The organism is Paenibacillus litoralis (assembly GCF_046244365.1).
Classification (GTDB): Bacteria; Bacillota; Bacilli; order Paenibacillales; family NBRC-103111; genus Paenibacillus_V.
The window spans coordinates 747585-761587 of the sequence record NZ_CP176395.1; the positions used below are offsets into that span (position 1 = coordinate 747585).

Below are 14003 nucleotides of genomic sequence, written 5' to 3' on the forward strand. Positions count from 1 at the left end.
CCGGTGCGGAAGGCAGTAAGCTGCCTCCGTTTTTTTTGCGTTGACACCTTCCATTTTATGCTGCTATACTACAATAACCAATTATTCATGTAGGAATTATATGATTATAATACATAGGAGGTTATTTATATGACACGATTACGTACACCAAGCACAAAGCTGTTTACGGTACTCCTCTTGGCCTTTTCTCTCTTCTTTACGCAAGCGGCTGTCTTTGCGGCTGAACCGCAAACGTTCGCTGCCCGGGAAGACGGGGCTGCGCAGGTTAAGCAATTTTTGCAGGAAAAGTTCGGCGTCGGTTTGAGCGGAACGATCACGAAGGCCGATTTCATTCAAGCGATCGCCCGAATTTTGGGCTACAAGCCCTCCGGCAAAGAGGTAGTTTTCAGCGATTTACCTGCCAATCATCCGTCGTACGCTTCGGCGGCGGCTTTGTACGAGAACGGCATTTTGGACGGGCCGGCCGTTCAAGGAGAAGAGACGCTAACCAAATCCGTCGCCGTTTCCATTGCGGTAAGAGCGGCAGGCATCAAGGAGCTGGCCTACACGTATCCGGCGGAGAAAATCGATAAAGCGCTCGGCAGCCTTCAAGTAACCGGCGCCTCTTATGCTAATAAGGTCGCGCAGGAGCTGGCATCCGCGGTCGATACAGGCTTGCTGCCCGATTCATTCTTTGCCGGCTTTCGGTCCGGCATTACGGCTGACGAGCAATTGGTGAACGCGCTGCTGGGCAAAGTCCTCGTTACGAAGGGCCTTTACAAGAAATATATCGGCTATGTCAACGATCCGGATATTTACGCCAAGCTGAACGGTGCGTACGACAGCTCGGATATTATCGACGTTCCCAAGCTGCAGAAGCTCGTCAATACCGCTCTGGAGCAAAACCTGATTACCGGCTACAGCCTGAAGGATACCCGTTTCGAGCCCAATTTCATTCCTTCCCTGTCGCTTATTTACGGACATTCCGATCTTACGCACGCCATCCAGCTGATCGGCTTGCTTCGCAGCGAGGGTCTTAACGCCAAAGTACAGTTCGAGCCGAAAACATCCGCGTTCATTCACTTGGCCGAATGGGGAGACCCGGGTCCGAACGTCGTGAAAATTGCCAACGGCAATTACATCGCATACGCAAAGGAATACGATTTGGCATTCGAATTCTCGACAGCTGAGGATAAAGCCGCTTTCCAGCAAGTCGTCTTGACCTATGCGAAGAAGAACGTCAAGGATCAAACGGGACTGATCGCCGGCTCCTGGTGGCAGCCGCTGTACTATTCGTCGACAGAATTGAAGGATTACGAACGGATCACGAACAATTTCATTACGGACAAAGATAGCCCGTATACCGCCAATCCGTTCTCGCTAAACGAAGATTCCGCCAAGGTTGTAGAAGGACTGAAAGCCATCGATAAGGATGCGGTAGTGACCCCTATCCAGTTCTGGGTGGATAAACCGTTCTTCAATTATTTGCACGGAGAAGCGTTATAAGAACCGTTTCATGGAAGACCTCGAAAGGCCGGCCGTTTCTAGCGTACAGCTAGGAATAACCGGTCTTTTTTCGTTTAGCCAAATCCCAAACGACTACAACTTCCCCGGTCATGTTCTGAACATTCCGGGGTTTGCCGGGTGCGGGACTGCTCTTATACTTTGAGAGGAAATGAACGCTATCCGATAACCTTTGGGGGAGGGAGAGGAGGGTTCGATGAGCGAACGAGGCATAAGGGTATCGATAGATGTAAACGTATTCAAATCGAGTCGTGAATAGGGAGGATGAATCATGGTTGGCAAATGGCCTATGCGCAAAATGTTTCGAAAGCTTCAGCTGTTCGTTTGCGCCATCTTGGTTTTGGCTCTGCTCGTACCGGAAGCTGCCGCCGCATCGGCTGGGCAGCCGGAGGCAGGAAACGCTTCAGGGGCGGGGGCCGTGCAGCAGTCGGTGTACGGGTCCGTATATGACAGCGGCCCGGCATCGTCAGGTCTGCTTCCGTCGGCAGCCGGTTATACGGAGAGGGACTTGAATCCGGAAACCGGACAGCTCGGCGGCTTCGGGTATGCGTACGGTTTCCAGTTGGACTACATGTACCGCAGTATCGGAGTCGATCTCGGCTTCAGGACTACCGTCAATACGATCGAGCTTGATGTGAAGAACGAGGCGAATCGCGTCGAGAAGGTCGATCTGTCGCTGTACGTCAGCGATGACAACATGACATTCCTTAAAGTGAAGGATTGGGATTTTGTCAAAGTTGGCGGCAAAGCCATTTTGTATAATTTTTCGGAAATGGCGCGCTATGTGAAGGTGCACAATCATTTCGACGATACGACGGGTACCTTCTATGCCGACAATCTGCAGGATATGGTCAAGGCATACCATCTGCCTCCGGGCCGGTTCACGGCAGGCGGGGGCAAGAGCTGGCTGTTCCGCAAGCCGGTAACGGTGGCCAATCCGAATAACGAGACGCTATACGACCGGGCCGTTTACTTGACCAAGGCGGAACTCGGCACGGAGGAGCTGATCGCGGCGGGCAAGCTGCAGGCGGATTACCGTGATGTGCGGTTTGCGGATGCCGGCGGCAAAGAGCTTCATTACTATATGGACGACAACGGCTTCTTCGTCCGTATTCCGCAGCTGCAAGCGTCGGCGAGCGAAACCGTTTATTTCGTGTACGGCAACCCGGCGGCATCCTTCCGCGGCCATGCGCAGGAGGCGCTGCAGGTCGAATACGGCAACAAGACGCTCGTTGCTCAAGACGGAGAGATCAAGCCCGTACGGCTGAAGGACGGCACCTTGATGATGCTTGCGGGGTCGAACGACAAAGGCGTAACCGCCAGGTATTCCTATGACGGCGGCAAAAACTGGACGAACGCAGAAGCGCTTGTCCCTGCGGTGAGCAACTCCGGCATGTACCAGTTCCCGGGCGGAGCGTATGTGGATGAAGAGACGGGCGACGTCTACTTGTTCTTCGGGGTTCATTACTATTTCGGCGTATGGAGCGGCGGCAGCACCTGTCTGGACAAAAGCGTGTGCCGCAACGATATGTATTTCGCGAAATCGTCGGGCTTTAACGGGAAGAAACCGGTATTCGGAGCGACGCGGCAAATTACCGGAATCAACACGGCGTCCGGCCACCCGATTCATTATGCGCTCTCGTATACGAACCCGATCCGGTTGAGCACAGGCCGGCTTCTGGAGCCGTTCTCCTATGTAATCGGGGATGACGGCACGTTCGGCGTCGGTATCCTGTATTCGGACGATGACGGAGCGACCTGGCAGAAGAGCGTCTCCGAGCTGTCCATCCCTTCGGTCGGCGGAGAAGGAGGCGTAACGGAGGTCGCTATCATCGAGCTGGCCGACGGCACGGTCAAAACGTATATGCGCCAGCAGCGGGCGGATTTGTTCTATTTGGGTACGAGCTCATCGACGGATAAAGGAAAGATATGGTCCCAGGTGACAAACAGCGAAATCATGAGCACGAATACGTTTCCGGCTATGATCCGGGACGGCAACAAGGATATTCTGCTTACATGGTCCGGGCATAACGCGATGGGGGGCAGCAGCTATCAGCGCAGCAATCTTACCGTAGCCTACAGCAGCGACGAGACGGCATCCTGGCAAGCGTACAGGGACGTGCTCGGCCGCACGAGACTTTCGAACCCGGGATGGTTCAACGGCAACGATGCCAGAACGGTCGTGCAAGCGGATAAAGTGCCGGCGGGTGAAGACGGCTGGCTGTTCGCCTGGTCCGGACCGAACGGGGTGTATTCCTTGCTGGTAGAAGATTTCGACCGGTATTTGCGCCGCAGCCACGGTGCGCTGGACGACTTCGAGTACGAGAAGCCGGCGGCGGCTACGGATAACGGAAGCAGACTGGCGTATGACTACTGGTGGAAAACGACGGATTCCGGCGTGGTCGCGACCAGCGATGCTCGTGTCAAGCAAGGAAAGCGTTCTCTGCATCTTAACGATACGGTGAACGACAAAAAAAGAACGGCGGCATCGCGACTATTCCCGGCCGCCCGGAAGGCAAGCGTACAGTTTTCCGTATACGGAGCCAGCTTTGCGAATGAGCTGTACGTCTCGCTCCAAGAAGGCTTCTCGCAAAACTGGAACGCGCTGGGCGCAGGCTTCATTTTACAGGTGTCCCCTGACGGGAAGCTGAAGTACACGGATACCGCGGCGGATTCCTCGACATCCGATACCAAAGTAGGGTTCGTCAATCCGGATTCCGATCCGACGAAGGGGAATCTGATCTCGATCGGCGATACGGGGTCGTTTGCGCTGGATTATGTGAACAGGAGCGTCGGCGCCGATCTTGGCCGTCTTACGAAGATTAATGGCATTAAACTGACGGATAGTAAACAGTACAACAAGCCGCAAGCGGGCGGCGTACTCGGAAACCGCGTCAATAAAGAAAATCTTGAGGTATATATAAGCAATTCGAATAAAGGCGATTGGACCAAGGTGGAAGGATGGTCCTATAACAAAACGGACGGCAGCATTACGATCGGTCTGGAGGGACTGTCCGTTTCCGCGCGGTATGTAAAGGTGCATCAGAGCTTCTCCGATACGGCGTTTACCTTCGGAGGACCGCTGCAGGAAATTATGACGGTCGTGACCGATCAGAGCGCGCCGATCGTATTCCATGAGCTGCCGACACCGACAGTTCTGGCCAAAAATGCATGGTCGGCTGTCAAGCTCGACTACGATATGGATGCGGGCTCGGCGGGTGTTTATGTGAATGGCGAATTCAAAGGAACGATTGCGGATGCGCATCCGGGAAGGACGATCAATCACTTGATGCTGTCCTCCGGCACGGGAATGGGAACGGATGTCTATATCGACGAAGTGATCATTCAAGACAAGTCGCTTTCTCTCCCTCTGGCGGGCTCCGTCGGAGCCGAGGAGCAGGGACCGGAGGGCAAGGATGCGATGCCTCCGACTGTTTCTTTCCAGCCGGACGGCAATGAAGCATGGTTGAACGGAGCATCCCCCGCCGTGACTGTGAGGGATGATTGGAGCGGCGTCGACGAAGCCAAGCTCGCATACAAATGGTCGCAGAGCGAAGCGATCCCGGGCGAGGGCTGGGAGCCCTTCGTGAATGGGGCTGCGCTCATCAAGGCGAATGTATCCGGAGACTGGTATTTGCATGTGCGTGCCGCAGACCGTGCTGGAAATGAGACGGTTGTCCATTCCAAGCGCTTCCGGCTGCTTAGCCGGACGGAGTGGAATCCGGCGGCCGCGAGCATTGTCCTGACCATACCGGGGAGTGTACCGCCCGGACAGACTGCTGTTTTGTCCGGTACGGTTTATGACGTTCGGCACGCGCCGCTGGCCGGCACGACCGTTTTCTTGACGGCAACGAAGGGCGTAATCGCCTCCCGCGCGGTAACGGGCGGCGACGGCACGTTTACGGCGCAGTTCCAAGCGCCCGTTTATGGCGGAGAGATCGTGATTTCCGCATTCGTACCGGGCTCGACGGCGTTCCAAACGATCTCGACCTATCTGGCTGCCGCAGGCGGAGGCACCGATCCCGTCTACACCGGAAACGGAGGCAGCGGCACGTCAACCCCTGCACCGGCGCCAAGCGTTATCATCGATGTGAAGCCTGCCGACCTCAAGGCGGAGAACGGCGCGGTTACGCTGACTTTGGCAGCCGGCAAGGAAGGCGTTTCGCTTCCGGGCAACGTCGCCGACCTGATCGGGAAAGAGGCTTCCGTCGTTGTGCAGGCAGGCGCTATGAAGCTGGCGATTCCTGCCGACGTGCTCGCTTCCGCAGCCGCACTGCTGCCGGAAGGCGAGCGGAAGAACGGCTCGATTGTCGTAAAGGCGAAGCCGGTTACCGGATCGGCCCACCCTGATTTGGCCGCCGGCGGGCAAGCGTATGAATTGACGATTGAGGCGATCGGCATGGACGGTAAAGCTTTACGCTTAAGCTCGTTCGCCAAGCCGGTTACGATAACGATTTCTGCGCCGGATGTACGCAATCCGAAGCTGGCGGGCATTTATTACATCGATGAAAGCGGAGCGTTCCGGCTGATCGGCGGAACCTACGGGCAAGGCAGCTATACGGCGGAGGTGCGCCACTTCAGCAAGTACGGCGTGTATGCGTATACGAAGTCCTATCTGGATGTGCCGGAAAGCCACTGGGCTCATGCCGTCATTCAAGAGCTCTCGTTCAAGGGAATTGCGAACGGGATGACCGACAAGACGTTCGCGCCGGATCAAGCGCTGACCCGCGCCGAATTGACCGCCTTGCTGGTGCGGGCGCTTGGCGCCAAAGCGGAAACGGGAGCGCCGCAAGCGAAGTTTCAAGATGTGAAGAACGGGGACTGGTACGCGGAAGCCGTTCAGACCGCTCATGCGCTGGGTCTCGTACAGGGCACAAGCGAGGGGACGTTCGAGCCGGACCGTACGGTTACGCGCGAAGAAATGGCGACCATGATCGTCCGCGCCGTCGAGAAGCAAACGGGCCGTACGCTGCCGGAAGCGGACGCGGCATTTGCGGACTGGATCCAGGTCAGCGCCTGGGCGCAGCCGGCGGTCGGCAAAGCGTTCGCGCTGAAGCTGATCGAGGGCCGAACCGAGGGCCGCTTCGTGCCGAACGGAACCGCAACGCGCGCGGAAAGCGCCAAGCTGATTTTGCTGCTGGGCGAGCAAAAATAAAGAAAAGTTCAGGGGTTGTCCGAACAGGCAGCCCCTGGGGCTTTTTCTATAAACGGAGGGAACAGGATGGGCAGTGTGTGGAGAGAACGAGGCTTTGAGGAATTCGCCGATGGGACATTCGGCAATGGCGGACAAAATATTTACGTTTCACGCAAGGGCGTCCTGCAGCGTATTTTTCGTTTTGACGTAAACCGGGACGGGTATGCGGACGCTTTATTCGTAAACAGCCAGGACATGGACGAGCGTCCTCCGGTTTACGTGTACCCGAATCCTTATCGTCCGGAGGAACGGATCGAGCTGCCTTCGGCCGGCTCCTTCCATGGCGCGATCGGCGACTTGAACGGCGACGGCTACGACGATCTGGTCGTTGCCAATCAACATAACGGAACGCACTCCGACGTAACGGCTTTTATTTATTACGGCTCGCCCGAAGGGCTCAGCGAGCGTTATAAAACGGAGCTCCCCGTCCCCGACTGCAGGGCTGTGGCGATCGGCGACTTCAACGGAGACGGACTGCCGGATATCGCGTTCGCAAGCAGCGGCAAGCTGATCGTCTACTACCAGACCGCTGCGGGCTTTCGCCACACGGACAGCGTTACGCTTGACCTCGAAGCGACGCATATGACGGCCGGGGATATCGACCGCGACGGCTTTGCGGATTTATATGTCCGGGTCAAGGATAAAGAGCCGCTTGTCTTGTGGGGGAGCCGCGAAGGACTGCGCCCGGATGCTTGCACGCGGATCGGCGGGGGAGACATCGGAGAGAAGCAGCTGGACAGCACGACTGCCGGGCTGCTCGCCTCGGTGGAAGGCTGGACGCCGAAAATCGTCGAGCTTGGCGGCAAGCTGCACCTATTCCGTCAGGAGCGGGGAGCCGCATGCTTTTATCCTTGCCTTGCCAGGCGGGCGCTCGGCGAACCGCTTATAATCGGCTGCCGCGATGCCGTATCCGCAGCCGCCGCGGACTTGGACGGAGACGGCTATGACGATATCGTGCTCGCGGTTTGCGCCGACCGGGATGCGAACGAGCTGTCGTGGATTTACTGGGGCGGGCCGGACGGCTGGGGAGACGGCCGCCGAACGGGATTGCCGACGATAAGCGCGCGCGATCTGGCCATCGGCGATCTGAATGGCGACGGGCTGCCGGAGATCGCCGTCTGCCAGGGGCGGACGAATATTATGAATACGACGGAATCGCTGGTTTACAGCGTCCGCAGCCAAGAGGGCGAGGCCGGCGAACCGGTGCGGCTCGTTACGCACGACGCGCAAACCGCTTTGATCGGGCGAACGGCGGACGCCGGCCATTCCCAGCTTATTTTCATTAACCATATCTCGAGGAGAGTCAGAGGCGACGTTTCCGCTTATGCTTATCTGGGCGGCCCGGACGGCTTCGATGCAAACCGGCGGATCGAGTTCCCGGGCTGGGCGGCCGTCGACTCCATCTGCTGCGATTTCAACGATAACGGGTGGGGCGACGTGTTTATCGCCAACTGCGCGGAGAACGCCCCCTATCTGGATCCTGGTTCGTTCCTGTATTGGGGCGGGGAGAACGGGTTTCACCCGGATAACAAGCTCATTTTGCCGACGATTCGCGCGCATGGCAGCGCAGTCGGCGATTTTCGCCGCAGCGGGTATCTGGATCTGGCGGTTGTCGGCATCAGCAACCCGGAATTGCTTATTTTCAGAGGCGGCCCGGACGGTTTTGATACGGACAACCCGCAAAGAATCATGATGGACCCGAATATGACGGCTTATGTCCCTAGCAAGGAAATCCGCTCGTATAGCGACCCTGACGGGGTAGGGTACCGGGAGCCCAGGTGGCTGCTGGCTGCGGATTTCAACAACGACGGCTGGCTGGATTTGTTCGTTTCGCAAATTTTCGGCCAGAGCTTTATTCTCTGGGGCGGCCCGGACGGCTATTCGATGGAGCGCTCGCAGCGCCTGGGCTGCGACGGGGGCATTTGCGCGCAGGCGGCCGACTTGACCGGCAACGGCTGGCTCGATCTGATCGTAGGCGGACATCTCGTTCCGGGCAAGAGCGCCAGGTACGAGTCCTACGTCTACATCTATTGGGGCGGCCCGGACGGCTACCGGGAGGAGCGCCGCGCTCAGCTGCCGGCCCATACGGCTAACTCGCTTACGGTTGCCGATTTCAACCGGGACGGCATCCTTGATATTTTCGTAACCTCCTATAATACGGGACGGGAGCGCGATATCGACGCTTATTTGTACTGGGGACAGCCTGGCGGGCTCTATACCGCCGAGCACCGCTCCCGCATATTTACGCATTCGTCATGCGGCTCGGTGGCGATCGATTTCAATGAGGACGGCTGGGTGGATCTGGCGATCGCCAACCACAAGACCTACGGTGATCATGTCGGGGAATCGTTCATCATGTGGAACGGCCCGGAAGGGTTCTCGCCGCAGCGGATGACGAAGCTGCCTACGATCGGTCCGCACGGCATGATGTCGGTCGACCCGGGCAATATTGCGGACCGCGGTCCGGAGGAATTCTACGTATCCGGCGCGCACGAGCTTTCGGAAGGGGAGAACGTCACCCGCATTTCATGGGAAGCGGAGCTTCAGCCGAAAACATGGGTCAAAGCACAGCTGAGGCTGGCGGCCAGCCGGGAGGAGCTGGAGCATGCGGAGTGGCAAGGCCCCGACGGCTCGCCGGATACATGGTTCGGCAATGGCCAGCAGGCTGCGAATATGCGGCAGAACGGCCGGTTCGTGCAATACCGGCTGGCGCTCGGCGCCGTCAACGGCGGCAACAGCCCGCGAGTTACCGAGGTGGCGGTCGAGTCGGAGAACAGGTAGCAGACCGGAAGTCTGTAAGGGAACAGCGCGGAGCGGGGAGAGGAGAGGAGAGGAGGCGTCTAGGCGTCTGCCCTGCGCGGAACGATCCCGGGAGCGGGAGCCGCGTGAAAGGAAAGCGTTCGGATAGGAGCCGGTCTCCTGTCCGAACGCTTTTTTGGCGCTTTTTTGCAAACCAGGCGTATGCGATCGCGACGATGTATTTTCCCGGCAAAAATATCATCTTCCTGCTTATCTTATCTGTTATGATGATTCCAAGCCAAATCATCCTCATTCCGATGTATATCATCATGAGGGATTTGGACTGGCTGAACACGTACCAGGCGCTGATCGTCCCGGGTATCGCGAGCGCATTCGGCATCTTCCTGCTTCGCCAGTTTTTCATGTCGACGCCCAGAGAGATCAACGAGGCGGCGCGGATCGACGGCTGCTCGTTCTTCATGATTTATTGGAGAATCTTTTTGCCTCTGTCGGTTCCGGCTCTCGTGTCTCTATCGATTTTTGTTCTGATGGCTTCCTGGAACGATTTCATCTGGCCGCTGATTCTGACGAATACGACGGAAATGCATGTGCTGTCGATCGCGATATCGAGCTTTGTCTACGAATACGGGGCTGATTTTCCTTCGATGATGGCCGCCGCCTGCTTGTCCGTTCTGCCGCTCATTACGGCTTTCTTGTTTTTGCAGCGTTATTTTATTGAAGGTATCGCCATGACAGGAGTCAAAGGCTAGGAGGCAGCGAATGAAACGACCTAATGTAATTCTCTTAATGACCGATCAGCAGCGGGCGGACGCCATGGGCTGCTACGGCAATCCGGCGGTCGAAACGCCGAATTTGGACTGGCTGGCGTCGCAAGGCACCGTTTTCCGCCATGCGTACAGTCCGTCCCCTTCCTGTACGCCGACACGGGCCTGCCTGCTGACGGGTCAGGATCCGTGGAACACGGGCATACTCGGCATGGGAGCGGGACAAGGCCCGATGGGCGTCGGCTTTTCCCACACGCTTCCCGGCGAGCTGACCAAAGCCGGCTATCAGGCCGTCGGCGTTGGGAAAATGCACTTCTTCCCGCAGCGCTCCCGAAACGGGTTTGAGGAAACGATTATCGACGAGTCCGGCCGCGAGGAGGATCCGAATTTCGTCTCCGATTACCGCCAGTGGTTTCTGGAGCAGCGCACGGGGCCTTACGATATCGTCGATCACGGCATCGGCTGGAATTCCTGGATGGCTCGGCCTTACCATGCGCCGGAGCATTTGCATCCGACAAATTGGACGGTCAACGAGGCGCTGCGCTTCCTGAAGCGGCGCGACCCGTCCCAGCCTTTTTTCCTGAAGGTGTCGTTTGCCCGGCCGCATTCACCGTACGACGCTCTTCCTTACTATTTCGACATGTATATGAAGAAAGAGCTGCCTGAGCCTTATGTCGGCGATTGGGCCGCCATGCACGACAAGCCGGAGGAAGCATTCCGCCCGGATACGTGGAGAGGCGTACGCAGCAAGGAGGAGATTCACCGCGCCCGCGCGGGGTACTACGGCTCCATTACGCATATCGATCACCAGATCGGCAGGCTGTTCGAATATTTAATGCGCAAGGGGCTGTTCGGCAACACCATTTTCGTCTTTTTGTCGGATCACGGGGATATGCTCGGCGACCACAATCTATGGCGCAAAACCTACGCATACGAAGGCTCGGCGCGAATTCCGCTGATCGTCAAGCTGCCTTCTTCATACGGGGTGGCTGCAGCCAAAACGGTCGATCACCCGGTGACGGTACAGGATGTCATGCCGACGATACTCGATTTGCTCGGGCTGGACGTTCCCGCGCAGGTGGACGGAATCAGCATGAAGGGACTGATCGGCGGTGAAGCGGACAACGGGCGCGATTATGTGCACGGGGAGCACTCCACCTGCTATTCGGAAGAGCAGGAGATGCAGTATTTGACGGACGGGAAAATGAAATACATCTGGTTCCCGAGGTTCGGCACGGAGCAATTGTTCGATCTGCGCGGCGATCTGTCCGAGACCTGCGATTTGTCGGGCGATCCCGCGTACGAGCAGGAGCTGCTTCATTGGCGCGGCAGGCTGGTCTCCATCCTGGAACGGCGCGAGCTGGGCTTGACGGACGGGGGTGACCTCGTTTGCCAAGCGGGCAAGCCCTTCATCGTATCGCCGAAGTATCAGGAGCGCTTGGAGCGCTCCGAATTCAAATGGAACAAGCCGTTTTAAATATGTGGAGACACCCTTGCTTGGCGGGGGTGTCTATCTCTATGTTCGGTGCAGGTAAGCGGTAAGCGGCTGAGTGGCTGAGTGGTGGAGGCCGGCGGTGGGCAACGGAGCGCGGTTGAAGGATGGAGGGCAAATGGCTAAATGGCAGACGGCAGACGGAATACGGCAGATAGCAGATAGTAGATAGCAGAGGGCAGATAGCAGATAGCAGATGGCAGATAGCAGATAGCAAATGACAGGTGAGGGTGGAGATAGAGATGGAGATGGATGTGGGTGTAGAGAGCGTGGGGGAGCAGCGAAACGGGAATAGTGAATCTACCCTCACTATTAGTGAACCTAAATTCATTAAATCCTCCTCGGGAGTACCTAGAAGAGGAGTTAGTGAAGTTAACTTCACTAATAGTGAACCTAATAAGCCAAATTGTCTTACGAGGTTCACTATCGGCAGTAGAAGCTGCGATGCGCAACCGAATAGTGAAGTTTGATTCACTAATAATGAACCTAGGTTCATTAAGTGTGCGGAAAACCAAGGTATAGGGGAGGCTTGCTTTAGCAGTAACTATGAGCTTGCACCGCTCATTGGAAGTTTCCGTGCTCCATTTTGACCCATGGAAAATTTTTATTTACAACAAAGAGGGAACTATTCAAAATAAGTAGAGGTAAGAGACGCTGGGAACGGAACGGGGTGCATCGCGTATTTTGGTTAAGCTGATCGTTTTGGATATCGATGATACGCTGCTGGACGATAAGGGGAGCATTTCGCAGGAAACGAAAGACGTCATAAAGAAGACGATGGACGATTATAAAGTAAATGTGACGCTCGCCACGGGCAGAATGTTCGTCTCCGCCCGGCATATCGCCGAGCAGATTGGGGTTACGGCGCCGGTTATTACGTATCAGGGGGCCTTGATCAAAACGCTGTCGGACAGCCGGACGCTGTACGAACAGGCGATCGATTCGAGTGCCGTTAAGGCGGTCATGCAGTATGCCGAGCAGAAAAGCTATCATTTGCACGTATACAGCGGCGATGTCCTCTATGTGAAGGAAGCGAACGAGAAGGTGCGGAAATATTCGGATATGCACGGAGTGCCTTACGTGGTGCAGCCCGATTTTCATGCCTTGCTGGAAGCGCCCATGACCAAAATGCTCATTTTCGAAGAGTCGGATGTCGTCCATCAAGCCTGGCTTGAATTGTCGGAGCAGCTTCAGGGCCAATGTTACGTAACGAAGTCGAAGCCGTATTTTCTCGAAATCATGCATCATGAAGTAAATAAGGGAACGGCTTTGCGCATGCTGTGCGGGTATCTCGGTTATGAGCTTTCGGACGTGATGGCAATCGGCGACGGCTGGAACGACAAGGATATGCTGAAGGCGGCCGGCTTGGCGGTGGCGATGGGAAATGCGGCGGATGAAGTCAAGCTGTTAGCCGATGATGTGACGGATACGAACAATGCGGAAGGCGTCAGCAAGGCGATTCGGAAGCATATATGGCAAGCAAATGTAACCTAGCAGCCGGGGGGCGTGTAGAAGTTGGACGTTAACGGGATTATGAACTGGTTTTTCGGCATTGTCGGCGTTGTCGGGGCGGTGGCCTCCTATAATTCCGAGCACAAACGAAAGAAAGAAGAGAAAATGAGAAAGACGCTGACCTGGGCGGAGCTTCAAGCGGGCACGAACGATATATGCAAAGAGCTTCGAAGGAAGCAGTTCGAGTTCGACGTTATTTTAACGCCGAATTTGCGGGGCGGCATTATCTCGGAGCTGATTAAAGACCATTTTGACCGGCATATCCCGGTATTCGTGGGGCAAATCTTCTGGCGCGAAATGGATGGCGACATTCCTGTCATTCCCGAGCATTTCCCTATCGAAACCGGCAAGTGGATGCTGTATTTGCCCGATGCGGTCGCCAATTTTAAGGACAGCCGCTTGCTGATCGTCGACGATTTCGCGATGTCGGGCGACACGGTGTTCAACATCAAGAAGGAGCTTGTTGCAAGAGGCTTCCAGCCGAAAAATATCGGCACGTTCAGTCTAATCACGACGCCGATCGCGAAAGCGAACAACAAGGCGCCGGATTTCCACTGGCGGACGAGCGAGGACAACAGCTTTTACTTCCCTTGGGGGAAGGCGAAATAAGAGAAGGCGAAGCCATTACATCGATGGAAAATGCCGATCATTCCCGGGTTGCCGGGATTGACGGCTATTTGTCGTGCGGAAATCGATCGCGTCGGTACGCGGGGAGACCGTTTCAGCCCATTGGGCGTGACGGCAAAATGGATAATACGACCTCAGGCTTCGTCATATT

General features: G+C 56.4%; 7 protein-coding genes. All 7 read left to right on the top strand.

Going from position 1 to position 14003, the window contains the following annotated elements; all coding sequences use genetic code 11:
• The first annotated feature begins 129 nt into the window (after positions 1-129).
• The 7 genes from ACKGJP_RS03260 (at position 130) to ACKGJP_RS03290 (ending at position 13834) form a co-directional block, all read left to right on the top strand.
• On the top strand, positions 130-1485 hold the full coding sequence (locus tag ACKGJP_RS03260; RefSeq protein WP_409344259.1) for a hypothetical protein: 1356 nt from the start codon (positions 130-132) through the stop codon (positions 1483-1485).
• Between the two features lie 289 nt (positions 1486-1774).
• A complete protein-coding gene (locus tag ACKGJP_RS03265; protein ID WP_409344260.1) occupies positions 1775-6658 on the top strand; it encodes a DUF2341 domain-containing protein in 4884 nt (1627 codons plus the stop codon).
• 66 nt (positions 6659-6724) lie between these two features.
• Positions 6725-9478 (top strand): FG-GAP repeat domain-containing protein, encoded by a 2754-nt coding sequence (locus ACKGJP_RS03270; RefSeq protein ID WP_409344261.1) that lies wholly within the window; start codon positions 6725-6727, stop codon positions 9476-9478.
• A 104-nt stretch (positions 9479-9582) separates the two neighbouring features.
• Positions 9583-10206 (top strand): carbohydrate ABC transporter permease, encoded by a 624-nt coding sequence (locus ACKGJP_RS03275; RefSeq protein ID WP_409344262.1) that lies wholly within the window; start codon positions 9583-9585, stop codon positions 10204-10206.
• Positions 10207-10216: 10 nt separating this feature from the next.
• Positions 10217-11698, top strand: coding sequence for an arylsulfatase (locus ACKGJP_RS03280; RefSeq protein WP_409344263.1), 1482 nt, complete (start codon positions 10217-10219; stop codon positions 11696-11698).
• A 699-nt stretch (positions 11699-12397) separates the two neighbouring features.
• Positions 12398-13207, top strand: a complete 810-nt coding sequence (locus ACKGJP_RS03285; protein WP_409344264.1) for a Cof-type HAD-IIB family hydrolase — start codon at positions 12398-12400, stop codon at positions 13205-13207.
• A 21-nt stretch (positions 13208-13228) separates the two neighbouring features.
• Entirely contained in the window at positions 13229-13834 is a 606-nt protein-coding gene (locus tag ACKGJP_RS03290; protein WP_409344265.1) for a phosphoribosyltransferase family protein, read from the top strand.
• The last annotated feature ends 169 nt before the right edge of the window (positions 13835-14003 follow it).